General features: G+C 68.7%; 21 protein-coding genes. 11 read left to right on the top strand and 10 right to left on the bottom strand.

Annotated features, from left to right (window positions below):
- On the top strand, window positions 1-1,252 hold a 1,252-nt coding region (locus tag LI92_RS11645; RefSeq protein WP_046319031.1), incomplete at its 5' end, for an aldehyde dehydrogenase family protein.
- Here the strand turns inward: LI92_RS11645 and LI92_RS11640 are convergent.
- Entirely contained in the window at window positions 1,216-3,315 is a 2,100-nt protein-coding gene (locus LI92_RS11640) for an MMPL family transporter (protein ID WP_046319029.1), read from the bottom strand. The genes LI92_RS11645 and LI92_RS11640 overlap by 37 nt on opposite strands.
- Window positions 3,316-3,383: 68 nt before the next feature.
- Between LI92_RS11640 and LI92_RS11635 the strand changes: the two genes are divergently transcribed.
- The gene (locus tag LI92_RS11635) at window positions 3,384-4,010 is read left to right on the top strand and encodes a hypothetical protein (RefSeq protein WP_046319028.1); all 627 of its coding nucleotides are present in this window, start codon (window positions 3,384-3,386) and stop codon (window positions 4,008-4,010) included.
- A gap of 2 nt (window positions 4,011-4,012) precedes the next feature.
- Here the strand turns inward: LI92_RS11635 and LI92_RS11630 are convergent, their stop codons facing one another.
- Window positions 4,013-4,684: a maleylpyruvate isomerase family mycothiol-dependent enzyme gene (locus LI92_RS11630; RefSeq protein ID WP_046319027.1), complete on the bottom strand. Its 672-nt coding sequence runs from the start codon at window positions 4,682-4,684 to the stop codon at window positions 4,013-4,015.
- A gap of 249 nt (window positions 4,685-4,933) precedes the next feature.
- Between LI92_RS11630 and LI92_RS11625 the strand changes: the two genes are divergently transcribed.
- Window positions 4,934-5,548: a TetR/AcrR family transcriptional regulator gene (locus LI92_RS11625; protein ID WP_046319025.1), complete on the top strand. Its 615-nt coding sequence runs from the start codon at window positions 4,934-4,936 to the stop codon at window positions 5,546-5,548.
- 13 nt (window positions 5,549-5,561) lie between these two features.
- Here LI92_RS11625 and LI92_RS11620 read toward each other — a convergent pair whose 3' ends face one another.
- Together LI92_RS11620 and LI92_RS11615 are read right to left on the bottom strand one after the other, a co-directional pair.
- Complete coding sequence (locus LI92_RS11620; RefSeq protein ID WP_046319024.1) at window positions 5,562-5,996, bottom strand: Rv1352/Rv1906c domain-containing protein; 435 nt, start codon at window positions 5,994-5,996, stop codon at window positions 5,562-5,564.
- A gap of 48 nt (window positions 5,997-6,044) precedes the next feature.
- Window positions 6,045-6,734 carry a class I SAM-dependent methyltransferase gene (locus LI92_RS11615; RefSeq protein ID WP_046319022.1) on the bottom strand — a complete coding sequence of 230 codons (690 nt, stop codon included), beginning with the start codon at window positions 6,732-6,734 and terminating at the stop codon, window positions 6,045-6,047.
- On the opposite strand from LI92_RS11615, the gene LI92_RS11610 reads away from it, so the two are divergent.
- From LI92_RS11610 to LI92_RS23755, 4 genes are all read left to right on the top strand, one after another.
- Window positions 6,733-7,530, top strand: a complete 798-nt coding sequence (locus LI92_RS11610) for a rhomboid family intramembrane serine protease (protein WP_046319020.1) — start codon at window positions 6,733-6,735, stop codon at window positions 7,528-7,530. The two genes, LI92_RS11615 and LI92_RS11610, sit on opposite strands and share 2 nt — an antisense overlap.
- A gap of 145 nt (window positions 7,531-7,675) precedes the next feature.
- Window positions 7,676-9,748, top strand: a complete 2,073-nt coding sequence (locus tag LI92_RS11605) for an acyltransferase family protein (protein WP_152665438.1) — start codon at window positions 7,676-7,678, stop codon at window positions 9,746-9,748.
- Between the two features lie 141 nt (window positions 9,749-9,889).
- Window positions 9,890-13,405, top strand: a complete 3,516-nt coding sequence (gene car / locus LI92_RS11600) for a carboxylic acid reductase (protein ID WP_046319016.1) — start codon at window positions 9,890-9,892, stop codon at window positions 13,403-13,405.
- A gap of 330 nt (window positions 13,406-13,735) precedes the next feature.
- Window positions 13,736-13,912: a hypothetical protein gene (locus LI92_RS23755; RefSeq protein WP_192830035.1), complete on the top strand. Its 177-nt coding sequence runs from the start codon at window positions 13,736-13,738 to the stop codon at window positions 13,910-13,912.
- Window positions 13,913-13,988: 76 nt separating this feature from the next.
- Here the strand turns inward: LI92_RS23755 and LI92_RS11595 are convergent, their stop codons facing one another.
- Genes LI92_RS11595 through LI92_RS11585 form a run of 3 tightly spaced genes read right to left on the bottom strand, consistent with a single transcriptional unit; the run spans window position 13,989 to window position 17,406 of the window.
- Window positions 13,989-14,762, bottom strand: coding sequence for a L,D-transpeptidase (locus LI92_RS11595; protein WP_502691440.1), 774 nt, complete (start codon window positions 14,760-14,762; stop codon window positions 13,989-13,991).
- Between the two features lie 30 nt (window positions 14,763-14,792).
- Window positions 14,793-15,275 (bottom strand): hypothetical protein, encoded by a 483-nt coding sequence (locus tag LI92_RS11590; protein WP_046319034.1) that lies wholly within the window; start codon window positions 15,273-15,275, stop codon window positions 14,793-14,795.
- 22 nt (window positions 15,276-15,297) lie between these two features.
- The gene (locus LI92_RS11585; protein ID WP_046319014.1) at window positions 15,298-17,406 is read right to left on the bottom strand and encodes an elongation factor G-like protein EF-G2; all 2,109 of its coding nucleotides are present in this window, start codon (window positions 17,404-17,406) and stop codon (window positions 15,298-15,300) included.
- Window positions 17,407-17,626: 220 nt separating this feature from the next.
- Here LI92_RS11585 and LI92_RS11580 point away from each other — a divergent pair, with 220 nt between their 5' ends.
- Window positions 17,627-18,673: a trypsin-like peptidase domain-containing protein gene (locus LI92_RS11580; RefSeq protein WP_046319012.1), complete on the top strand. Its 1,047-nt coding sequence runs from the start codon at window positions 17,627-17,629 to the stop codon at window positions 18,671-18,673.
- A 14-nt stretch (window positions 18,674-18,687) separates the two neighbouring features.
- Complete coding sequence (locus LI92_RS11575) at window positions 18,688-19,365, top strand: YoaK family protein (protein WP_046319010.1); 678 nt, start codon at window positions 18,688-18,690, stop codon at window positions 19,363-19,365.
- 199 nt (window positions 19,366-19,564) lie between these two features.
- Here the strand turns inward: LI92_RS11575 and ag85C are convergent, their stop codons facing one another.
- On the bottom strand, window positions 19,565-20,557 hold the full coding sequence (gene ag85C, locus LI92_RS11570; protein ID WP_046319008.1) for a diacylglycerol acyltransferase/mycolyltransferase Ag85C: 993 nt from the start codon (window positions 20,555-20,557) through the stop codon (window positions 19,565-19,567).
- Window positions 20,558-20,758: 201 nt separating this feature from the next.
- Between ag85C and LI92_RS11565 the strand changes: the two genes are divergently transcribed.
- Both LI92_RS11565 and LI92_RS11560 read left to right on the top strand, forming a co-directional pair.
- Window positions 20,759-21,973 (top strand): CoA transferase, encoded by a 1,215-nt coding sequence (locus tag LI92_RS11565; protein ID WP_046319006.1) that lies wholly within the window; start codon window positions 20,759-20,761, stop codon window positions 21,971-21,973.
- Between the two features lie 16 nt (window positions 21,974-21,989).
- Window positions 21,990-22,445 carry a MaoC family dehydratase gene (locus tag LI92_RS11560; protein WP_046319005.1) on the top strand — a complete coding sequence of 152 codons (456 nt, stop codon included), beginning with the start codon at window positions 21,990-21,992 and terminating at the stop codon, window positions 22,443-22,445.
- Here the strand turns inward: LI92_RS11560 and LI92_RS11555 are convergent.
- Complete coding sequence (locus LI92_RS11555; protein WP_192830034.1) at window positions 22,433-23,473, bottom strand: MinD/ParA family ATP-binding protein; 1,041 nt, start codon at window positions 23,471-23,473, stop codon at window positions 22,433-22,435. The genes LI92_RS11560 and LI92_RS11555 overlap by 13 nt on opposite strands.
- 120 nt (window positions 23,474-23,593) lie before the next feature.
- A partial coding sequence (locus LI92_RS24340) for a hypothetical protein (protein WP_286135046.1) occupies window positions 23,594-23,682 on the bottom strand: 89 nt, incomplete at its 5' end.

The raw sequence follows: 23,682 nt of genomic DNA, 5'->3' as shown, positions 1-23,682 counted from the left end.
GCTGTGGAAGCTCGCAGACCTCATCGACGAGCACGCCGAGGCGTTCGCCGAGCTGGAATCGCTGGACTCGGGCATGCCGCCGGCCCAGTCCGCGATGATCGTGTCGACCTGTGCGGAGTTCTACCGGTACTACGCAGGGTGGTGCACGAAGCTCAACGGCAGCAGCTACCAGGTGCAGATGGAGGGCGGCGTCACCGGCACCTACGCCAACATGCACGCCTACACGGTCAAGGAACCCTATTCCGTGGTGGGCCTGATCTATCCCTGGAACGGTCCGCTGTTCAACGCGTGCGCCAAGATCGCCCCGGCGCTGGCAGCCGGCTGCAGCAGCGTGGTCAAGCCGGCCGAGGAGACACCGTTGTCGGCGGTGTTATTGGAACGGCTGATCGCCCAGGCCGGGGTTCCCGACGGCGTCACCAACTTCGTCATCGGTTACGGCGCCACCGCGGGCGCGGCGATCACCAACCATCCCGATGTGGAGAAGGTCGCATTCACCGGTTCGACCGAGGTCGGCAAGGAGATCATGCGCAACGCCGCGGACAACCTGAAAAAGGTCACCCTCGAGCTGGGCGGGAAGTCTCCGGTGCTGATCTATGAGGACGCCGACCTGGACATGGCGATCATGATGGCGGCGATGGGCATCTTCGTGCACTCCGGCCAGGGGTGCGTGTGCGGCTCGCGGGTGTTCGTGCAGCGCAGTGTCTATGAGCGCGTGGTGGCGGGCATCGCGATGATCGGCGAAAACCTGGTGCTCGGCGGGCCCAAGGACGAGGGATCGATGATCAGCCCGCTGGTCAGCGCCAAACAACTTCAGCGCGTCATGGGCTACATCGACCAGGGCAAGCGCGACGGTGTCGAGATCGTCAGCGGCGGTTACCGGCTGGACCGCAAAGGCTACTTCGTCAAGCCCACCGTGATCACCAACGTGGACCCGGCCACCAGTCGGCTCTACAAGGAGGAGATCTTCGGCCCGGTCGTCACCATCTTGCCGTTCGACGACGACGACGAAGCCGTGGCGATGGCCAACGACACCAACTACGGATTGGCCGCCACGGTCTGGACCACCAACCTGGCTCGCGCCCACAACCTGGGCAAGCGGCTGCAGGCCGGCATGGTGGGGCTGAACTGCCAGCTGACCTTCGACCACAACGTGCCGTTCGGCGGCTACAAGCAGTCCGGCATGGGCAAGGAGTTCGGTTACGAGGGCATCGACGGCTACCTGAAGACCAAGTCGGTCTGGGCGGCGCTCTGAGTCCCGGCCGGTTCGACCGGCGAGTTGGGCCACCAGATCCGGTCGCCGATCAGTGCGAAGAGCGCCGGAATCACCAGTGTGCGAACAACGAAGGTGTCCAACAGGATTCCGAGACCGACAATGATGCCCAGCTGGGTCAGCACGATCAGGGGCAGCACTCCCAGGACGCAGAACACCGCGGCCAGCACGATCCCGGCGCTGGTGATGACCCCACCGGTCGCCGAGACCGCGCGCACCATCCCCTCGCGGGTGCCGTGGCCGGGGGTCTCCTCGCGGGCCCGGGTCACCAGGAAGATGGTGTAGTCCACTCCCAGCGCAACCAGGAACAGGAACGCGAACAGGGGAGTGCTGTTGTCCAGAGCCGGAAATCCGAACAGATGCAGGCTGGCCCAGCCGCCCAGGCCGAGAGCCGCCAGGGCACTGAGCACCGTCGCCGCCACCAGGACCGGCGGCGCCAGCACCGCCCGAAGCAGGACGAACAGCACCGCGAGAACCACCAGCAGGATGAGCGGAATCAGCACCGTGCGATCGCGGATGGCGGTGTCGCGGATGTCGAGGGCCTCGGCGTCCGCGCCGCCGACCAACGCGCGGGAATCCACGGCGCGCACCGAATCACGGAGTCCGGAAACAATCTCAAAAGCCGCGTCGGTCGCCGGGGCGGCGTCGAGAACCACCGACCACATGGTGCGTCCGGTCTCGGAAACACCGGTCTGCGTCGCCGAGACGACGCCCGGTACCGCGGTGATCGCCCGGTTGAGTTGTGCAGAGCGGGCGGTCGGGCCGATCACGACGGCCGGACTCGCAGCGCCCTCCGGGAAGTGTTCTGCCAGCCGGTCGAATCCGGTCACCGAGTCGGCCTGTAACCGGAACTGCTCGGTCTGCGACAACCCGACCCCGGTGCCCAGCAGACCGGCCGCCGAGACCGCCAGGACGGCAACCGCCGCCGTGCACACCACTGCCGGGTGGCGCGAGACGGCGTCGGCGACCCAGTGCCACGGGCCTGACGGGGTCGACACCGCGTCTCCGGTGGGCCGGGGAATGAACGGCCAGAACAGTTTCCGGCCGAACAGTGCCAACAGTGGGGGCAGCAGCAGCAGGACGAACACGGCGGCCACCACCAGCCCGCAACTGGCGCAGACCCCCAGGCTGCGGGTGCTCGGGGTGACCGCCAGGATCAGCGTCAGCAGGGCCAGCACCACGGTGGCATTGCTGGCCAGGATCGCCGGGGCGGCGGCGGCCACCGCGCGGCGGAGCGCAGCGCGGTGGTCGGGGGCCACGCGGAGTTCTTCGCGGTAGCGCGAGATCAGCAGCAGCGCGTAGTTGGTGCCGGCGCCGAAGACCAGAACGCTGGTGATCCCGGCGGTCGAACCGTCCAGGGTCACCCCCGCGGCGTTCGCGACGGCGGACCCGGCCACGGTGGCCACCCGGTCGGCCAGTGCGATCACCAGCAGGGGCACCAGCCACAGCACCGGCGACCGGTAGGTGACGATCAACAGCAGTGCCACCACCAGGGCGGTGACCACCAACAGGGTGACATTGGCGCCGGTGAAGGCATCGGCGATGTCGGCGCCGAATGCCGGACCGCCGGTGATGTGCGTGGACAGCCCGGCCGGCAGACCGTCGTCGGCAGCGGCGCGCAACGCCTTGACCGTGTCGGTGAGCGCGAAACCGGATAACCCGGCGTTCAACGGCACCGCGGCCACGGCCGCTTCGCGGTCGGCGGAGACCTGCACCGGCACTGCCGGACCGGGGAGCACCTGCGGCACCCGCGCAAGCCGATCGCGGGCCGCAGTGAGTGCGGCGAGGTCTTCGGGCGTCAGCGGCTTTCCATCGGTGCGGGTGGCGACCAACAGCGCCGTGGCCTGTTCCCCGCCGGCGAAGGTGGGCAGTGCTGCGGCGACGCGGGCGGATTCGGCGCTGGCCGGAAGGGACTCCGGTGATCGCGTCGCGGAGTCATCGCCCCCGCTGAGCGCCAACAGCGCGACGGCGACCAGCAACGGAACCAGCGCGATGAGCCAGGAGCGGCGGCCGGTAGCGGCGTCGGACAAGCGGTCCCAGACCATTCGGTGAGCATGGCACCGATTCCGTGAGTGGACAACCGAATGCGGCCGTGGGCCGGTACTGTAGGCCGGTGGCCGGCGGTGCGAATACCGAGTTCTCGCGCCGTTTCTTCCTGCGCGATGCTGTCTGGGCGGTACCGGTCGCCGCAGCTGTGCTGGCCAGCCCCCGCGCTTTGGCGGTGCCGGCTCGCTCCGGTGCGTGCGATGATCCGAACCAAGTGATCGACAATTGCGTTGTGGCGCTGCCAGAGGAGTTCAGCTGGACCAGCTTCTCCACCAGCAGGGCGATCGGCGGTGGCACCAACTACTCCATACAGTTCACCACCAGGATTCAGCCCGGGCCGCCGGTACCGGCAGAAGCCACCGGCTACCGCATCGACAGCCTCAGCGTGGCCGGCACCAGGCCGGACGGTTCCCCGTTTTCGGTGGTGCCGTCGATCGGTGAGAACGGCGAGCGGGCAATCTGGATCCGGACTATGGACTCAACGCTCGGTTTCGTGCTGGATGTGCCCTGGGATGCCAAGCAGTTGGTCCGTACGTTCGCCTACACCTACAACGTGGTCTACCTGAATTCATCCACCGAGATTCAAACCTGTACCTACGTGACGACGATGCAACTCGCCAACAACGGAGCCGTCAACGGCGGGGTCGGATCGGTGGCGTTCTCTGTGCCGCGGCTGGCGTCCTGCGGCCTCTGACGTCAGCGGCCCGGGATCGGCTGGTCGTCGTCGCGGTGGCCGAAAACCCCGAAGCCGTCCACCAGTTGGGGAGACGGCGAGGGGGACCAGTCCCACCCGGCGATCTGACGGCGGGAGCGTCTGCTCAACAGTCCACGCAACAGCTCATAGCCGTCGGCGCGCAATTCGGTGACGGTGTCGCCGGATCCGCACCGCCATTCCCGGCCCAGCTCGTCGGTGATCACCAGGCTTTCGGCTTCCGGAAGCCTCCGGCCGGGCAGGTGGCCCATGGCGTCCAGGAAGGGCTGCCAATGCTCACGATCGACGCGGCCCAGGCCGAGCGCCTCATGCAGATCGCCCTCATGACAGATCGCATCCGCGGCCAGGTTGGGCCCGGCGAACCGTTCGGGCAGGCTTCCCTCCACCGCCGGGGCGGCGAGTTCCCACTCCGTGAGCAGCTCGCCGACCGTACGGTCGCGGCGCTCGGCGACGTGCCGCTCAGTCCAGGACGGACCCGGCGCCCCGTCGAGTCGCTGGGCCCGGGCATCCGCGGCGCCACCGGTCAGGTGAGCCAACACCTCATGCACCGACCATCCGGGCGTCGCCGGAACCGGCTGCCGTAGCTGACTCTCGCTGAGCCCCTCGGCCAGTTCGCTGATCCGGACCCGAGTGGCGCGGTAGATGGCGTCAAGCATCACAGAACCTCCTGGCGAGTTGGGGCGGCTGGCGGCCGACGCGCTTCACCCTACCCGTTAATTTAAGAAAAATAAGGGAGCGTTGGCACAGGAATAAGATTTAGACCGGTACACCGCCCTTTTGGCGCGAATTATGAGCTTACAACTGTAAAGAAACTGTCGTTAGGATAGGTGTCAGCTAACACATACAACAGAAGATGTTATTCAGAACCCAAGTGGGGACAACTAACAGGCCGTTAGGATCACCCCGTGCCCCCTCCCCCACGCCGGCGCAATTTGCGAGGTCACGGCGCGCTGCTGCGCGACGAGATCCTGGCCGCGGCCGTGCGGGTCATCGATGGCGCCGAGAGTGAGGCCGAGGTCTCACTGCGCCGTATCGCCCGGGAGGCCGGTATCGCCGCTCCATCGGTGTATGCGCACTTCGCCGACCTGGAGCGGGTGCTCGAGGCCGTCGCCGAGTCGAGCTGGATCCAGGTCTCCGACGAGATCGCCGAATACGTGCAGTACGCCACCAGTCCCCGTGAATGCCTGCTCATCGGTTGCCGGATCTATGTGGCCTTCGCCAAGCGGCATCCGCTGCGCTACACCCTGATGACCCAGAAGGGTCAGATCCCTCCGGCTGCCCGGCGGGCGCTGGCGGTGGTGACCAGAGGACTGCTGGCCTGCCGGGGGCAGGGATCCGATGCCTCCGACAGCGATTGCGACCGGATCGCCGCCGCGTTGTCCGTGGCGCTGCACGGCGTGGCGATGCTGCACCGCAGCGACGCGCCGAGCCTGTGGCTCAATGACTTCAGCACCGACGACGTGATCGCGACGCTGGTCGACAGCGCGACCCTGCAGCTGGCCGAAGCCGAACGCGTCTGAGCCGCGGCGCGCGCTAACCGCCGCTGGAGGCCGGTGGCCGTGCCTGCGGCACGAATCCTTTGAGCACGTCGGGCAGGCCGGCGGGCTGCGGCGCCGGCGCGCAGGTCGGCGGGCACTGAGCCAGCTGCCAGGTCTGGCAGCGATCCGTTCGGAATGCGGTGTCGCTCGGCTCGATCAGCACGACCTGCGGTTTCTTGGTCATGGCGCTGTCGAGGGTCTTCCCGCCGCTGATCCGGCGCCAGTAGCAGGCTTGGCCGTCACGCGGCCCGTCCGAACGGTAGGTGCCCGGCGCAATGTCGGTGCCGACGGCGAAGGTGCCGTCGCCGTCGATCACCTGCTTGGGCGCCGGTGGGGGAGCAGGGGTCGGATCAGCCCCCGCGACCCCGGCGGCCGGCCCGCAGGCAGCCAGCGCGATCGCCGCCGCCGCGGCCAGATGGAGCGCTCTCATACCTAACGAAGGTACCGCGACCCGATCGCGGGCGGCCCGGCCTGCCGGTTACGGCTGGCGCTTCACCCCGACGGTGATCAGATCCGACACCACCAGCGTCCAGGCGGGACGTGCCACCCGATGCTGGTCGGTGACGGTGAAGCCGGCATCGGTGAACAGCGTGCTCATCTCGCTGGGGGTCGGCTGTTTCGCCGGGTTCCAGCGAAGGCCCGACAGCCGTTCGAGGGGATCGGGCAGCCGGGGACTCATCCCGGTGACCGCCGCCATCCCGCCCGGCGCCAGTACCCGGTAGAACTCGCGTACGGCGGCCGGCTGATTGAAGAAGTGGAACGCCGAGCTGGTGACCACCGCATCAAGCGACCCGTCATCGAACGGCAACTGTTCTGCCGGACCGGTCAACCACTGCACCCGCGATGACCGGCGGGAAGCCTCCTTGAGCATGCCCTCGGACATGTCCACGCCATAGACCGCCGCCGGGGACAGTTCGCGTTCGATGCGGTCGGCCAGGATGCCGGTGCCGCAGGCGATGTCGGCCACCCGGTCCGGCCGGTGGGACCGCAGCGCGGCGATCAGCTCGTCCTGCGCGGGACGGTAGACCCAACGCTGCAGGAACCCGGCGTCGTAGGCCGGAGCGGCAAAGCTCCAGAACCGGGTCACGGCGTCATTGAATGCTCGGCGCGGAGCGGGAGACGGCACAGCGTGAAATCTACCGTCAGCGCTCTGACAAGGTGTAACCATGACCGTCTGCTACCGGCACCCCGATCGGGCCACCGCGCTGCGCTGCACCAGGTGCGAGCGCCCCATCTGCGGCGAGTGCATGCGGGGCGCCGCCGTCGGCCAACACTGTGTGGATTGCGCGCACGCGGGTGGCGGCACGGTGCGCCGGGCGAACTCGCTGGCGCGCGCCGTCACCAACACGCCGGTGGCCACCTACGCGCTGATCGCGTTGAGCGTGCTGGCCTTCGTCGGGCAACTGTCGTCGCAGCAGTTCGAGTCCGAACTCGTGCTCTGGCCCCCGGCGGTGGCCGAGGGGCAGACCTACCGACTGCTGACCTCGGCGTTCCTTCATTACGGCGCCATGCATCTGCTGCTGAACATGTGGGCGCTCTATGTGGTGGGTCCCGCACTCGAAGGCAGCCTGGGCCGTGCGCGCTACCTCGCGCTGTACCTGCTCAGCGCACTGGGAGGTTCGGTGACGGTCTACCTGTTGGCGCCGCTGACCTCCGCCACCGCCGGCGCCTCGGGTGCCATCTTCGGGCTGTTCGGCGCCGCGCTGATCATCGGACGGCGGCTGAATGTCGACGTCGGCTGGATCGGCGCACTGATCGTCATCAACCTGGTCTTCACCTTCACCGTGCCCAGGATCAGCTGGCAGGGGCACGTCGGCGGTCTGATCACCGGGCTGGTGATCGCGTGTGCCTATGCCTACCCCCCGACGGCGCACCGCCCCCGGATCCAGGCGGCGGCCGGTCTTGCGCTGCTGGCACTGTTCGTCGCGCTGATCTGGTGGCGCACTGCCGAATTGGTCTCCTGATCACGAGCGTGTCATCCGCTGCAGGCCCCCGGTCGCCCCTAAGATTTCGGTGGTCCACCAGCGAGAGGATCGACCAATCGGCGCCCACGGCGACCACCCTGACATGAGTCGACCGGCCGGGAGCCGGACTCGCAGGGCCACCTCGATGCGCACCTCGGGCAGATCCCGCTGGGTTGCGCCGGCCCCGCGGGCCGCCCGGTTGGCGACCGCGCGCGCCGCAGACCGGATGCGCCGAGAGGGGCGACGACCGGGCATCCACGCCCTGGACGGACTGCGTGCCCTGGCTGTGGCGCTGGTGCTGGCCGACCACGGCGGCATTCCCGGGCTGTCAGGCGGATTCATCGGCGTGGACCTGTTCTTCGTGCTGAGCGGGTTCCTCATCACGTCGCTGCTCATCGACGAACTGGGGCGGACCGGCCGGATCGATCTCGCCGGATTCTGGATCCGGCGTATCCGCCGACTGCTGCCGGCGCTGGTGCTCATGGTGCTGACCGTCGCGATAGCCCACGAACTACTGCCCCAGCAGGCCGTGGCGGGACTGCGGGAGGATGCGATCGCCGCCTTCTTCTGGGTGGCGAACTGGCGATTCGTGGCCCAGCACACCGACTACTTCACCGAAGCCGGCACCGCCTCGCCGCTGCAGCACACCTGGTCACTCGGCGTCGAGGAGCAGTACTACTTCCTGTGGCCACTGCTGCTGATCGCGATCGCCGTCGCGTGGGGCGCCCACGCCCGGCGCCGTGGCGGCTGGGCCACGGTCGGCGGCGTGCGGCTGACCGTTTTCCTGCTTGCCAGCGCGGGTGCGGCGGCTTCGGCGACGCTGGCCGAGGTGCTGGCCTCCCCGGCGTACGGGGACGCCCGCGACCGCGTCTACTTCGGCACCGACACCCGGGCGCAGGCGCTGCTGATCGGCGCCGCCGCCGCGGCCCTGCTGGTGGCAGACTGGCCGGCGCTGACGGCCGGCTGGTCGGTGGTGCGCACCCGGCGCGCGCTGTGGGTTGCCCGGCTGCTGCCGCTGGCCGGGCTGGCGGTGCTGGCAATGGCGGCGCACCGTGCGACCGGCAGTGTCGAGGAGTTCCGCGGTGGCCTGCTCACGCTGGTGGCCGTCGCCGCGATAGCCGTGATCGCCCCGGTGGCGCTGCACCAGAGCGGCCTGGTCGCCCGGGCGCTGGCCTGGTCCCCGCTGGTGTGGCTGGGGACCATCTCCTACGGCGTCTACCTGTGGCACTGGCCGGTCTTCCTGGTCCTCAACGGTGAGCGCACCGGCTGGTCGGGCTGGGCGCTGTTCGGCGTGCGGTGCGCGGCCACCCTGCTGCTGGCGGCGGTGTCGTGGTGGGTCATCGAGGAGCCGATCCGCCGCTGGCGGCCGGCGCGGGTGTCGCTGCTACCGCTGGGGGCGGCGGTCAGCGGCAGCGCCGTTGCCGTCACGCTGCTGGTGGTGCCCGTCGTCGAGCGGCCCCGGGCCGAGAACGGCCTGACGCCGGACGTGGCCGCCGCCGCCGCGGTGTCACCATCGCCACCGGCACGCCGGCTGCCGCCCCCGCAGGCGGTGCGGCACGATCCCCACCGCCCTCGCACCGTGTCGGTGTTCGGCGATTCGATCGGCTGGACCCTGATGCACTATCTGCCCGAAACTCCCGGCTACCACTTCATCGATCACACCGTCGTCGGGTGCAGCATCGTGCGAGCCGGCCCCTACCGCTGGGCCGGCAAGACCATCGATCAGGGCTCCGAGTGCGACGGCTGGCCGGCGCGCTGGGCGCGGCAGGTCAAGGCCGACCGGCCCGATGTCGTGCTGTTGTTCGTCGGACGCTGGGAGACCGTGGATCGCGTCAATGAGGGCCGGTGGTCGCACATCGGGGACCCGACTTTCGACGCCTACCTGACCGCCGAGCTGCGCCGCGCCCTGGACGTACTGGAATCGGCCGGCAGCAGGGTGGTCGTCACCACCGTGCCCTACAGCCGGTATGGCGAGCGGCCCGACGGCGGTCTGTGGCCCGAGGACAAACCTGAGCGTGTCGATCGCTGGAACGCGTTGCTGCGCCGGGAGGTCGCCGGCCGTGCGGCTGTGACGGTGATCGACCTGAACAAGAAGCTCGGACCGGCGGGCACCTACACCGCCAAGGTGGACGGCATCAAGGTGCGCAGCGACGGCATTCACCTGACGCCCGAGGGGGTCAAGTGGCTGCTCCCGTGGCTGGAAGAGTCGCTGAGTTAGCTGTCGGGGCGTGAGGGCAACGTCACACCCGCGCGGGGATTATCCATTAACTTAGTTTTGCTAACGTAGTTGTGTGGGTGCGGATCGTGCCCGCGCACGTCATAAAGCAATTTCACGCGATATCCCATTAGAGGTTTGACCATGTCCACTTTCATCGAATCCGAGGAGCGCCTCACCCGCCGCATTGCCGAGTTGGTCGCCACCGACCCGCAATTCGCCGCCGCCCGACCCGACCCGGCCGTCGCCGCCGAGCTCGAACGTCAGCCGCGGTTGGCGCAGGTGATCCAGTCCGTCTTCGACGGCTACGCCGAGCGTCCCGCGCTGGGGCAACGCGCCGTCGACTACGTCACCGATCCCGCCACCGGGCGCACCACCGCCGCGCTGCTTCCGCGTTACGACACCATCACCTACGGCGAACTGGGGCAGCGGGTCCGCGCTGCGGCGGCCGCCCTGGCCGCCGGCGCTGTGCGCCCCGGTGACCGGGTCGCGATCCTGGGCTTCACCAGCGTCGACTACACCATCATCGATGTGGCGGTGGCCATGATCGGTGCGGTCTCAGTGCCGCTGCAGACGTCGGCTGCCCTCGGTGCTCTGGTGCCCATCGCCGCCGAGACCGAGCCCCGTGTCATCGCCGCCAGTGTCGACTCGCTGGATGACGCGGTCGCGCTGGCCCTGACCGGGCCGGTCCCCACCCGGCTGGTGGTCTTCGACTACCACGAACAGCTCGACGACCACCGCGACGCGCTGGCCGCGGCGCGGGCACGCCTGACGGGCTACGAGGTGGTGGTCGAGCCGCTGGGCGACCTGCTGACCCGCGGCCGGTCCTTGTCGCTGCCCAGCGACTTCGGCGGCGAGCCCGACCGGCTGGCCCTGTTGGTCTACACCTCCGGCAGCACCGGAGCCCCCAAGGGCGCGATGTACCCGGAGCGCAACGTGACCCGGATGTGGGTGCGGTCGGCCAATAACTGGTTCGGCCCGACCGCTGTCTCGATCACCCTGAACTTCATGCCGATGAGCCACATCATGGGGCGCGGCATCTTGTACGGCACCCTGGGCAACGGCGGAACCGCCTACTTCAGCGCACGCAGCGATCTGTCCACGTTCCTCGAAGACCTCGCGTTGGTGCGGCCGACCGAGCTGAACTTCGTGCCCCGAATCTGGGAGATGCTCTACCAGCACTACCGCAGCGAAGTCGACGGCGTCGGCGCGGCGCGGGCGGATGCCGAAGCGTGGGTCCTCGCGCAGATGCGGGCAGAGCTGCTCGGCGGGCGGTGCATCTGCGCGATGACCGGCTCCGCGCCGATCTCCGACGAACTGCGGTCCTGGGTCGATGAGCTGACCGAACTGCACGTCACCAACGGCTACGGGTCCACCGAGGCGGGCATGGTGCTGACGGACGGTGCGGTGCGGCGTCCTCCGGTTATCGACTACAAACTGGTCGACGTGCCGGAACTGGGCTACTTCGGCACCGACACCCCGCACCCGCGCGGCGAGCTGCTGCTCAAGACCGAGAACCTGTTCCCCGGCTACTACAAGCGGCCCGACGTGACGGCCGACGTCTTCGACGCCGACGGCTACTACCGGACCGGCGACGTGGTCGCCGAGGTCGCGCCCGACCGGCTGGTCTACGTCGACCGCCGCAACAACGTGCTCAAGCTTGCGCAGGGCGAATTCGTCACCCTGGCGAAGCTGGAGGCCGTTTTCGGCAACAGCCCGCTGGTCAGCCAGATCTACGTCTACGGCAACAGCGCACAGCCCTACCTGCTGTCCGTGGTGGTCCCCACCCCGCAGGCCCAGGCGCGCTTCGACTCCGAGGCCGACCTGAAGGCGGCGATCGGCGAGTCGCTGCAGCAGGTGGCAAAAGACGCCGACTTGCAGTCCTATGAGGTGCCCCGTGACTTCCTCATCGAGACCGAGCCGTTCACGCTCGAGAACGGACTGCTGACCGGGATCCGCAAACTGGCCTGGCCCAAGCTGAAGGCGCAATACGGCCCGCGCCTGGAACGTCGCTACGCGGAACTGGCCGCGGGACAGGCCGATGAGCTGAGCGACCTGCGCCACCACGGCGCGCAGCGGCCGGTGCTCGAGACCGTCGCGCGGGCCGCTGCGGCGTTGTTGGGAGCCGCCGCCGGCGACCTGGCGCCCGATGTGCACTTCACCGACCTGGGTGGCGACTCACTGTCCGCTCTGACGTTCGGAAATCTATTGCGGGACATCTTCGACGTCGACGTACCGGTCAGCGTAATCGTCAGTCCGGCAAACGATCTGGCGGCAATAGCCGACTACATCGACTCCCAGCGCAGTGCCGAGCAGGCCGGTGCCAAGCGGCCGACGTTTGCTTCGGTGCACGGTCGTGACGCCGACCATGTGGCCGCAGCCGACCTGACCCTGGACAAATTCCTCGGTGAGGCCACGCTGGCCGCGGCGGCGTCGCTGCCGGGACCGTCCGAAGAGGTGCGCACCGTGCTGTTGACCGGTGCGACCGGCTTCCTCGGCCGCTACCTGGCGCTGCAGTGGCTGCACCGGTTGGCGCCCGTGGGCGGCAAGCTGATCTGCCTGGTGCGGGCGAAGTCCGACCGGGAAGCCCGCCGCCGCCTCGACAGCGTTTTCGACAGCGGAGACGAGCAGTTGCTGGCCAGCTACACAGAGTTGGCCGACGGGCATCTGGAGGTTGTCGCCGGGGACAAGGGTGAGGCCAATCTCGGCCTGGAGCACGACGTTTGGCAGCGCCTGGCGGACACGGTCGATGTCATCGTCGACCCGGCCGCCTTGGTCAACCACGTGCTGCCCTACAGCGAGCTGTTCGGGCCGAACGCGCTTGGCACCGCGGAGCTCATCCGGCTCGCGCTCACCGGCAAGATCAAGCCCTTCACCTATTTCTCCACGATCGCTGTCGGAGACCAGGTCCCGCTGGGCGCTTTCACCGAAGACGCCGACGTGCGCGTGATGAGTCCGGTCCGGGCGATCAACGACGCCTACGCCAACGGGTACGGCACCAGCAAGTGGGCCGGCGAGGTGCTGCTGCGCGAGGCCAACGACCTGTGCGGCCTGCCGGTGGCGGTGTTCCGCTGCGACATGATCCTGGCCGACACCAGCTACGCCGGCCAGCTCAACCTGCCCGACATGTTCACCCGGATGATGTTCAGCCTGGTGGCCACCGGGGTGGCGCCCGGATCCTTCTACGAGTTGAGTCACGACGGCCACCGGCAGCGCGCCCACTACGACGGCCTGCCGGTGGAGTTCATCGCCGAGGCGTCCACAACCCTGGCCGCGGCGGCCGGCGGGGGCTACGCCACCTACCACGTGATGAACCCCTACGACGACGGGCTGGGCATGGATGAGTTCGTCGACTGGCTCATCGAGGCCGGCTACCCGATCCGGCGGATCGCCGACTACGGCGACTGGCTGCAGCGGTTCGAGACCACGCTGCGGGCGCTGCCCGAACACCAGCGCCAGGCGTCACTGCTGCCGCTGCTGCACAACTATCAGAAGCCGCAGCCACCGATCTGCGGGTCGATTGCGCCGACGGACAGATTCCGGGCTGCGGTCCAGTCCGCCGGAATCGGGCCGGATCCCGAGCATGCCGACATCCCGCACGTGACCCCGGCAGTGATCGTCAAGTACGCCACGGATCTGCAACTGCTCGGCCTGCTGTGAGGGAAACGCGCGAATAACGCTTACCGCAAAGGGGTTTCGGGTAACCGCCAGGCGGCATCGGTAGAGCGTCCGAGGTCGCCGCAGCCCATTTGCGTTTGACGGTCCGGTGTTTCGATGCGACCATGGTGGGAATTGCCCCGACATGCCCGTGTGTCCTGGCCGGAAGGAGGTGAGGGCGAAGTGAGTTCTAGTGACGGTCCACATCCGTATCCGTGTTCGATGACCGATCTGTTCCTCACCGGCTCCGGCGCCTGCGCTGCGGTCTGACTCTCAGTTCCGCCAAACCCTGGCGATTGGGCCGGCCGGTGACTTTCCCGGCAGGAGAAAATCATGGGTCCCTTTATCATCGGTGTTCTTGCTCTCGACGGCTCGACCGCGCGTTCGGGGGGTAGCCGTCGGCCCAACCGGCTGCGTCGGCACCTGGCCGCTCGCCGTGAGATGGGCCGCGACCAGCGCGCCGAGCGCTACGTCGCACACATGCCCACCGCGGTGCTCGGCGCCTGCTGAGGCCCGAGGCGAGCCGAGCGCAAACGCGACGCAACGGGGCACTTGCCCACCGCAGTTGCGTCGCGTTTGTGGTCGGCTAGGCCTGGACGATGATCGGGTCGCCGAGACGGACCGTGTTGAAGTACCACGCGGCGTCGTCGGGGCTGAGGTTGATGCAGCCGTGGCTGACGTTGGAGTATCCCTGCGAACCCACCGACCACGGAGCGGAATGCACGTATACGCCGCTCCACGTCACCCGAACTGCGTACTCGCCGTTGATGAGATAGCCCTCGGGGTCATTGAGTGGAATGCCGATGGTGCGTGAATCGAACTTGATGGTGCGCTCTTTCGACAGCGCGGTGAACGAGCCGGTCGGGGTGGGACGCTTCGGCTTGCCCATCGATGCGGCCATGATCCGCTGGACATCGCCGTTGATGCTGACGGTGAAGGTGTGGTCGGAGATGTCGGCGAGCCCCACCACCGCGTCGCCGGTCTCGAAGCCGGTCGACATCCCGTGGGCGTCGACGCTGATCTTGCTGTGCGGCGCCCAATAGCTGTCGGGGACCCACTGCACGACGTCGCTGTCCGTCCACTCGAAATGGCCGACCGGCATGCTCGGGGTGTCGATCCGGATGCCCCGTTCCGCGGCCGCCCGGTCGCGGACCGGTCCGGCGAACGTCACGATCACCGGGTAGGCCACCCCGACGACCGAGCCGGCGGCGGGCTCGATCGCGGCGACGGCCGGCCCGCTCGCCGGCGACGTCAGAGCGGCCTGGCTGACGCCGGATGCTGCCCCCAAAGATCCGAACACCAGGCCCACCGACCCGGCAATCGCCACGATTCCCCGCCACACATTGCGCATGGCGTCCATTGTGCCAACTGCGGCGCGGTCAGTGCAGGGTCAGTCGGAATCCGACGCGGTGAGGAGGTCTCCCCAGGCCGCCTCGGTCCCCGTCGAGCCGATGTTGTGGATCGCCAACATCGACCCGCCGGCCAGCGCGATCACCACGGCCACGACCCCGGCCCGTATCAGCGGGCCGACTTTACCGCCGCGGGACAGTGCTACGTGCAGGCCGGCGAGCAGTGCCGTGGCGATCGCCAGGCCCACGGCCATGTAGAGGCCGTAACCCCCGGCGGCCATGTGCGCGTCCAGCTCGGGGGAGCCGGCGAACTTGCCGGTGTCGGCCAGCCATTCGCCGGCCGACACCGTCAGCGGAGTCACCAGCAGCGTGATCGCGGAAAAGACCACCAGCAGCCAGACCAGCCGCCGCCTGGCCGCCGGCCACAACGCGCACACGATCAGCAGTACGGCGGTGATCGGCACCAGCGCCACCACCACGTGCAGCAACAGCAGGTGCGCGGGCAACCCGGCGATCGTCGACATCGGCATCCTCTCGGTCCGGCGGTCAGGCGGTGCGGGCGGCGTGGGCCGCCGCCGATTCCGGCAGCGGTTCGTAGCGGGCGAACTCGCGGGTGAACGAACCGGCACCATGCGTCAACGAGCGTAAGTCGACCGCGTACCGGATGAGCTCGATCTGGGGTACTTCGGCCTTCACGCAGCTGCGGCCGGTGCCGACCGTATCGGTGCCGAGCACCCGTGCGCGGCGGGCGGACAGATCGCCCAGCACCGCGCCCACCAGGTCGTCGGGAATCCGCACGTTGACAGCGTCGAGAGGCTCGAGCAGACGCACCGCGCCGGGCGCGGCGGCGTCGCGCAGGGCGGCGGCACCGGCCAGCTGGAACGCGACATCGGAGGAGTCGACACTGTGCGCCTTACCGTCGACCAGGGTGACCCGGATGTCGACCACCGGATAGCCACCGGTGTCGGTGGTCAGGCCACGCTCCATCTGCGCGCGGACGCCCTTGGCCACGCTCGGGATGAAGTGGCGGGGCACGGCACCGCCGACCACGCGGTCGACGAATTCGAAGCCGCTGCCCGGCGCCAATGGCTCGACTTCGATATCGCAAATGGCGTACTGGCCGTGGCCGCCGGACTGTTTGACGTGCCGGCCATGGCCTTTGGCCTTGGCGCAGAACGTTTCCCGCAGTGCCACCCGCAGCGCAACCGTGTCCACTGATACCGCGTAGCGATGGGCCAGCGCGTCCAGGACGATGCCCGAGTGCGCTTCACCCATGCACCACAGCACGGTCTGATGAGTCTCCGGATTCCGCTCGATGCGCAGGCTCGTATCCTCGGCGGCCAGCCGGGCCAATCCCACGGCCAGTTTCTCCTCGTCGGACTTGGTGTGCGGCATGACGGCGACGGGAAGCAGCGGATGCGGTACCGGCCAGGGTTTGCACACCAGAGGTTCGTCCTTGCCGGACAGGGTGTCGCCGGTCTCGGCATGGCTGAGCCGGCCGACGGTACAGATGTCCCCGGCGATCGCGACGGTGGCGGGGCGCTGTTGCCTGCCGAACGGAAACGCCAGCGTCCCGATCCGATCGTCTTCGTCGTGATCGGCACGGCCGGTGGCGTCGCCGAAGAATCCGGCGCAATGACCGCTGACGTGAATCCCGCTGTCCTGCTGGATGGTTCCCGAGAACACCCGGACCAGGCTGATCCGCCCGAGGTAGGGATCCGAGGTGGTCCGGACGACTTCGGCCACCAGCGGACCGTCCGGATCGCAGCTGAGCCCGGTGCGTGCCACGCCGCTGGGGCTGTACACCTCCGGCAGCAGATGCTCCGCAGGCGCGGGGAAGCCGGTCGTGACGACGTTGAGCAGTTCACCTATGCCGGCACCGGTGTTGGCGCACACCGGGATGACCGGGAAGAACGACCCACGCGCCACCGCCCGATGCAGGTCGTCGGCCAGTACCGCGGGGTCGATCGGCTCGCCGGCCAGATAACGGTCCAACAGCGACTCGTCCTCGGATGCCTCGATGATCGCCTCAATCAGCGCGCTGCGCTGGTCCTCGGCGTCGGGTACCGGACAGGTGTCGGCGGCCAGCAGTCCGATCACTCCGGAGCCGTCCGCCGGCCCGGGCACATACAGGGGCAGCACCTCGTGACCGAAGGCGGTGCGGGCGGCTTGGAGGTGCCCGGCGAAGTCGGCCCGCGGGTGGTCCAGCTTGGTCACCACCACGGCGCGGGGCATCGCCGCCCGGCCGCACTCGCGCCACAGTGCGGCGGCCGTGTCATCGAGGTGGTCGTTGGCGGCGATCACAAACAGCGCACAGTCGGCGGCCCGCAACCCGGCCCGCAGGTCGCCGAGGAAATCGGCATAACCCGGGGTGTCGATCAGGTTCACCTTGACGCCGTCGTGGGCCAGTGAGGCGCAGGCGACCGCGACCGATCGCTGCTGCCGAAGTTCCGACTCGTCGTAGTCGCAGACCGTGGTGCCCTCGGCAATGCAACCCGCCCGCGGCAGCATCCCGGCGGACACCAGCATTGCCTCCGCCAACGTGGTTTTGCCCGAACCGGGCGGACCGACCAGGGCGACATTGCGAATGGCGGCCGGAGTGGCCGCAGTCGGGGCGGCGCTCGTACCCCGTGACGTCCCGGTCTTGTCTGCCATGGCAGCCTCCTCCGCAGTTCAGCCTTCCCTCAACGGGCGCTGAGCACAAGGGCTGCGGACCGGCCTCGTTTGCCGAGCTGATGAGTAGCGTTTGCCAGCCGGATCGGCGGTTCCGGTAAGCTTGGCATTCTTGTTTAGCGAGTACAGCGTGTGCGACATCCCGAAGACGTGCCGGGTCCGAGCTGCCTCGACCACGGCCCAACCGCAGGAGGTATGACGTATGAGCAGAGCGCATCGCCCGGACCGTTGGCGGCTGCTCAGCGTGATATCTGCCGCAATCGCCACCGCGGGGCTGGTCGCCGCGCCGGTTGGGGCCGTACCCAGCTTGCCTGCTTTTCCGCTCGACCCGTCGGCGATGGTTGCGCAGGTCGGTCCCGCAGTGGTGAACATCGACGCGCAGATGGGCTACCAGAGCGCCGTCGGCGCCGGGACGGGCATCGTTTTGGACCCGAACGGTGTGGTCCTGACCAACAACCACGTGATCGCCGGTGCCACCAGCCTCACGGCGGTCTCGGTGGCCAACGGCCAGGCCTATGACGTCGACGTGCTCGGCTTCGACCGCAGCCACGACGTGGCGGTGCTGCAGCTGCGCGGTGCCGGGGGTCTGCCCGCGGCCAACATCGGCAACTCATCGCGGGTCGCCATCGGTGACCCGGTGGTCGCGATGGGCAACGCCGGCGGCCACGGCGGCACTCCCAGCGCGGTACCCGGCCGGGTGATCGGCCTGAACCAGACCGTCTCGGCGGCCGACGAGCTCACCGGTAGCACCGAGACCCTGACCAACATGATCAAGGCGGACACGGCGATTCGGCCCGGCGACTCCGGCGGGCCGATGGTGAACGCCGCCGGCGAGGGGATCGGGATGAACACCGCGGCCTCGGACAACTACAAGTTCGCCCAGCCGGGCGGTGAGGGCTACGCGATTCCGATCGACCAGGCGATGGCCATCGCCAACCAGATCCGGGCAGGTATCCCGTCGGCCACCGTGCACATCGGGGAGACGGCGTTCATGGGCGTCGGGGTGGTCGACAGCAACGGCGGCGCGCGGGTGGCCCAGGTGCTCGACGGCACCCCCGCGGCGGCCACCGGCATCGCCCGCGACGACGTCATCACCTCGGTCGACGGCCGGCCCGTCAACTCGCCCACTGACCTGACCGATGTACTGGACCAGCGTCACCCCGGTGACACCGTCACACTGACGTGGCGGAATCCGGGCGGCGGCGAGCACACTGCCACCGTCACGCTGGTTCCGGGCCCGGTCGGCTGACGCCATAGGCCCGCGTGATCTCTAAGCGTTACAACAGCGAAGCACGGCTGTCCTGGGTGCTGGCTGGCCTGGCCGGGGTACTGGCCGCCACGGCCTTCACCCATTCCGAGGGCTACTTCGTCACCTTCATGACCGGCAACGCCGGGCGGGCGGTGCTCGGGGTGTTCACCGACAGCCAGTGGATGTCGATTTCGGCTGCGGCCCTGTTGGTGTCCTTCATCTCCGGGGTGGTGGTCGCCTCCCTGTGCCATCGCCATGTCTGGCGTAGCCGGCCGCACGGCGCGCTGCGGCTGACCGGGGCGTCGCTGCTGGCCGCGACCGTGACCGACTGGATCGAGGGCGGGCCGGCGCTGCCGGTGCCGCTGCTGCCGATCCTGCTGGTGGCGTTCGGGGTGGGCGCGCTGAACACCACATTCGTCCGCGACGGCGAAGTGTCGATCCCGTTGAGCTACGTGACCGGAACGGTGGTGAAGCTCGGCCAGGGCATCGAGCGCCACATCAGTGGCGGCACGGTGCACGACTGGCTGGGCCATTTCATGCTGCTGTTCGGCTATATGTCCGGGGCGGCAGTCGGTGGCGTCATCAGCATCTTCGTCGGTGGTACCTGGATGTTGGCCACCGCCACCTTCGTCTGTCTGATGGCAACCTGGTACAGCCACCGCTACGTCGACCGTCGCGGACTCTGGCGCTGACCGCTCGCCCCGGTCACGGAAGACCGCACACGCGCAACGGGACCGGAGAGCGCCGACACCCCGGCGGTAGCCGGTCTCGTGCAACGCGCTGCAGGGCTTGCCCGGTGTCGTGGACACTGCTGCCGTTGGTCTGTACTGACCCCACATACACGTCGGCAGCAGTGCTGGTTCGCACTGCTGCCGACGGGATGGGGATCGATCAGGTGGGGTCGACGCCGACCCCGAGGGTGCGCTGGATGTCCGGCTTCATCGCGACCAGCTGCTCGTTCCAGTACGGCCAGTCGTGCGTGCCGTTGGCCGGGAAGTTGAACACGCCGTTGTTGCCGCCGGCCGCCGCGTAGTTCTGCTGGAACTGCTGGTTGGTGCGCAGCGTCAGGCTCTCCAGGAACTTGGCGGGCAGGTTGTTGCCGCCGAGGTCGCTCGGTGTGCCGTTGCCGCAGTAGACCCAGATCCGGGTGCGGTTGGCCACCAGCCGCGGGATCTGCACCATGGCGTCGTTACGCCGCCAGGCAGGGTCGGACGACGGACCCCACATGCTGTTGGCGTTGAAACCGCCGGCATCGTTCATCGCCAGCCCGATCAGCGTCGGCCACCAGCCCTCCGACGGGTTCAGGAAACCCGAAAGCGCTGCTGCATAAGGGAACTGCTGCGGGTAGTAGGACGCCAGGACCAGCGCTGAACCGCCTGCCATGGACAGCCCCACCACGGCGTTGCCGTAGGGCGACACGCTCTTGTTGGCCTGCAGCCAGGTGGGCAGCTCCCGGGTCAGGAAGGTCTCCCACTTGTAGGTGTAGTTCTGCCCGTTGCCCTGCGACGGCTGGTACCAGTCCGAGTAGAAGCTGGACTGCCCGCCGACCGGCATGATCACCGACAAACCGGACTGGTAGTACTCCTCGAAAGCCGGGGTGTTGATGTCCCAGCCGTTGAAGTCATCCTGGGCGCGCAGCCCGTCGAGCAGGTACACCGCGTGGGCACCCCCCGGCTGGAACTGCACCTTGATGTCGCGGCCCATCGACGGCGAGGGCACCTGCAGGTATTCCACCGGCAGGCCGGGGCGGGAGAACGCCGACGCGTTGCCCGAACCACCGACAACGCCGACGAGGCCGCTCAGTAGCGCGGCCCCCACCGCCGCGACCATCAGCCGGCGCGGTAGCCGGCTCGCCGCGTGACGCAACTTCTCAACGCTGTTCATAGCTGTATTCCCATCCCAATGTCGTGCTGTCTAGCCCTTGTGCACGGAGTCAAACACGAGCCGGTGCCGTGTCCCGTTCGCCGCCACGGGATTTCATATCGCGGTTCGGCAACGATTGAGATTCGGAGCGGACTCGCACCGCACGGGACCGACATTCGGGTAGGCATATAGTCGACGTAATCACCGACGGAGAGGCGGGTCATGCAGGCCAGTGCTGGGAACGCCGCGGGCCCATTGGCCGGGGTGCGGGTGATCGAGATCGGCAGCTTCGTCGCCGTGCCGCTGGCCGGAATGACGCTGGCTCAGCTGGGCTGCGACGTGGTGCGCATCGATCCGATCGGCGGTGCGGCCGACTACCGGCGCTGGCCGGTCACCGACGACGGCAACTCGATCTATTGGACGGGCCTGAACAAGGGAAAGCGCTCGGTGGTTGCCGATCTGCGCGCGCCGGCGGGCCAGCGTGTGGTGCAGCGCCTGATCGCCGACTGCGGTGTGCTGCTGACGAATATGACTGGCCGCCAATGGCTTTCCTACGAAACTCTGGTGGACGAGCGCCCCGATCTGATCCATCTCGAGGTGCTCGGACGCGCCGACGGCTCGACAGCGGTCGACTACACGATCAACGCGGGTGTCGGCTTTCCGTTGGTCACCGGGCCCAGCGACTACGCCGCGCCGATCAACCACGTGCTGCCGGCCTGGGATATCGCCTGCGGTCTGCACGCCGCGCTGGCGGTGTCTGCTGCGGTGCACCGCCGCGACCACACCGGCGAGGGCTGCCGCATCAGGCTGGCGCTCGAGGACGTCGCCCTGGGCACCGCCAGCGCCCTGGGCTTCCTCACCGAGGCCATGGTGAACGGCGCGCGCCGCGAGCGCATCGGCAACGCCGTCTACGGCCAGTACGGCCAGAGTTTCGCCAGCGCCGACGGCGTGTCGTTCATGGTGGTGACGCTGACCGACCGGCACTTCCGCGATCTGGCCGAGTTGACCGGATCGACGGAAGTCATTGCCGCCCTGGCGCAGGCGCGGGGTATCGATTTCGGTGACGAAGGCCAGCGTTATCGCCACCGCGACCTGCTGACCGGGCTGTTCAGCGGCTGGTTCGCCGCGCGCCCGGCGGCGCAGGTGCAGGCCGCGCTGGCGCAGACGTCGCTGTTGTGGGACCGCTACCGCAGCTTTGCCGAGGTGGCGGCCGACGAGCGCCTGCGCGACAACCCGATGTTCACCGCGCTGGATCAGCCATCGGTGGGGCAGTACCTGGCGGCGGGGCTGCCGGCGTCCATCGACGGCGCCCACCCGCCCGCCGTCGCGGCACCCACGCTGGGCGCCGACACCGCCGCGCTGCTTGCCGACCGGCTGGGAATGAGCGGCGAAGAGATCAACGAACTGTGCCAAAGTGGCGCGGTGGCTACGGAATAACGAGGAAGCAGGGTAGATGCGTACATTCGGATCGATCGACGAGCTTGCCGCTTGCCAGGGCGAGGTGATCGGCCACAGCGATTGGGTGACCATCACCCAGGAGGCCGTCAACCTGTTCGCCGACGCGACCGGTGACCATCAGTGGATTCACGTCGATCCCGAGCGGGCGGCCACCGGGCCCTTCGGAACCACCATCGCCCACGGGTACATGACGCTGGCCATGCTGCCGCAGCTGATGCACCAGATCAGCCGCGTCGAAGGGGTCAAGCTGGCGATCAACTACGGGCTGAACAAGGTGCGCTTCCCGGCCCCGGTCCCGGTGGGCTCCCGGATCCAGGCGCAGACCTCGGTGGTCGAGGTGACCGATGTCGGTGGCGGAGCGCACCAGGTGACGTACTCGACGACGGTGTCCATCGAAGGCGGCGCCAAGCCGGCCTGCGTCGCCGAGAGCGTCGTGCGCTACATGTTCTGAGGGCGGCCCGGCTTCGCGTCCCGGCCTCGCGGGCGGGACGCGAAGTAGTGGGCCAGGATCGCCGCGATCTGCAGGAATCGGCGGCGGGTGGCCGGCGCCATCTCGGTCATCACGTCGATCACGCCGCCGGGCCGCAGGTGCGGGTCGAACGGTACCTCCACCACCGCCTGCCCGTGCTGTAAGAACTGCGCGACCAGTGCCGCGCGGGTGCGCTTGTCGGCGTGGCCGTCGGAGTCGTTGAGCACCACCACAGTGCGCTGCAGCAACCCGCCCTGGCCACGGTCGGCCAGCCACTCCATGGTCTTGGCGGCGGCGCCGGCGCCGTCAGCCCACGGCGAGGACACCACGATCAGTGCGTCGAGATCGCGCAGCGCCTCCTGGGTCACCGGTGAATCCATGGTCGAGCCGCAGTCGACGATCGAGATGGTGAAGTGCCGGTCCAGGCGCAGCGCGGCCTCGCGGTACAACGCCGCGTCCAAGATCCGGCGCCGTCCCGCGGCCGGCTCACCCACCAGGACGTACAGCCCCGCCGCGTTGGCGCCCACCCGGCTGCTGATCTCGGCAAAGGACTGTAAGCCCTGATCGGCCGCCAGGTCCCAGTAGGAACTGGTGGCGCGGGGATCGATGCGGCTGCCGAGCCGACCGAATGCGGTGTCGGCGTCGACGGCCAGCACGTGATCCGCCCGGCGCAGTGCCGCGAATATCGACCCGACGCTGGCGGCCACGGTCGTCTTGCCCACGCCGCCCTTGCCCAGCACGCCGACCTTGTAGACGCCGTTGGGCATCGACCGGATGGCCATCTGGTAGGCCGCTTCTTCACGCTCGTCCGGCGAGGGGCCCAGGTTGATCAGCCCCAGCGTCGCCGACAACACCACACGCCGCCAGCCGCGGGTGGGCTGCGGCCGCAGCACCGGCCCCGGCTGGGGGAACGGTGGCGGCCGCAGCGGCTGCTGCTGAGCCGGCCCGAAGGGCGGCGGCTGCTGTGGCGGCGGCACCCGCTTTCGCAGGAAGTCGTCGGCTGCGTTCATGGGCTCCTCGAGGCATACGACAAGCGGCACGGCCGGGTGGCCCGACAACACTGCAGCTTAGTCGCGCAGGTCCCCGACTCAGGCGAGCCCAGTCCGAAGCAGCCGACGACCGCCCCGAGATCAGCAGTCGTAGTACAGCGCGAACTCGTAGGGGTGCGGGCGCAGGTTCACCGGCGCGATCTCGTTGTCGCGCTTGTAGTTGATCCAGG

This window comes from Mycobacterium sp. UM_Kg1, assembly GCF_000972925.1.
Lineage (GTDB): Bacteria > Actinomycetota > Actinomycetes > Mycobacteriales > Mycobacteriaceae > Mycobacterium > Mycobacterium hiberniae.
The sequence above is the reverse complement of the archived record's forward strand: the minus strand, read 5'-3'. Positions and strand labels throughout refer to the sequence as shown.

What these genes read in the sequence shown, in the direction of transcription:
- LI92_RS11630 (WP_046319027.1), bottom strand. Translation starts at nt 4,684, where the DNA reads ATGCTTGACGCCATCTACCGCGCCACTCGGGTCCGGATCAGCGAACTG.
- LI92_RS11585 (WP_046319014.1), bottom strand. Translation starts at nt 17,406, where the DNA reads ATGGCAGACAAGACCGGGACGTCACGGGGTACGAGCGCCGCCCCGACT.
- car (WP_046319016.1), top strand. Translation starts at nt 9,890, where the DNA reads ATGTCCACTTTCATCGAATCCGAGGAGCGCCTCACCCGCCGCATTGCC.
- LI92_RS11640 (WP_046319029.1), bottom strand. Translation starts at nt 3,315, where the DNA reads ATGGTCTGGGACCGCTTGTCCGACGCCGCTACCGGCCGCCGCTCCTGG.
- LI92_RS11595 (WP_502691440.1), bottom strand. Translation starts at nt 14,762, where the DNA reads ATGGACGCCATGCGCAATGTGTGGCGGGGAATCGTGGCGATTGCCGGG.
- LI92_RS11590 (WP_046319034.1), bottom strand. Translation starts at nt 15,275, where the DNA reads ATGTCGACGATCGCCGGGTTGCCCGCGCACCTGCTGTTGCTGCACGTG.
- LI92_RS11580 (WP_046319012.1), top strand. Translation starts at nt 17,627, where the DNA reads ATGAGCAGAGCGCATCGCCCGGACCGTTGGCGGCTGCTCAGCGTGATA.
- LI92_RS11555 (WP_192830034.1), bottom strand. Translation starts at nt 23,473, where the DNA reads ATGAACGCAGCCGACGACTTCCTGCGAAAGCGGGTGCCGCCGCCACAG.
- ag85C (WP_046319008.1), bottom strand. Translation starts at nt 20,557, where the DNA reads ATGAACAGCGTTGAGAAGTTGCGTCACGCGGCGAGCCGGCTACCGCGC.
- LI92_RS11605 (WP_152665438.1), top strand. Translation starts at nt 7,676, where the DNA reads ATGCGCACCTCGGGCAGATCCCGCTGGGTTGCGCCGGCCCCGCGGGCC.
- LI92_RS11615 (WP_046319022.1), bottom strand. Translation starts at nt 6,734, where the DNA reads ATGGTTACACCTTGTCAGAGCGCTGACGGTAGATTTCACGCTGTGCCG.
- LI92_RS11610 (WP_046319020.1), top strand. Translation starts at nt 6,733, where the DNA reads ATGACCGTCTGCTACCGGCACCCCGATCGGGCCACCGCGCTGCGCTGC.
- LI92_RS11560 (WP_046319005.1), top strand. Translation starts at nt 21,990, where the DNA reads ATGCGTACATTCGGATCGATCGACGAGCTTGCCGCTTGCCAGGGCGAG.
- LI92_RS23755 (WP_192830035.1), top strand. Translation starts at nt 13,736, where the DNA reads ATGGGTCCCTTTATCATCGGTGTTCTTGCTCTCGACGGCTCGACCGCG.
- LI92_RS11565 (WP_046319006.1), top strand. Translation starts at nt 20,759, where the DNA reads ATGCAGGCCAGTGCTGGGAACGCCGCGGGCCCATTGGCCGGGGTGCGG.
- LI92_RS11620 (WP_046319024.1), bottom strand. Translation starts at nt 5,996, where the DNA reads ATGAGAGCGCTCCATCTGGCCGCGGCGGCGGCGATCGCGCTGGCTGCC.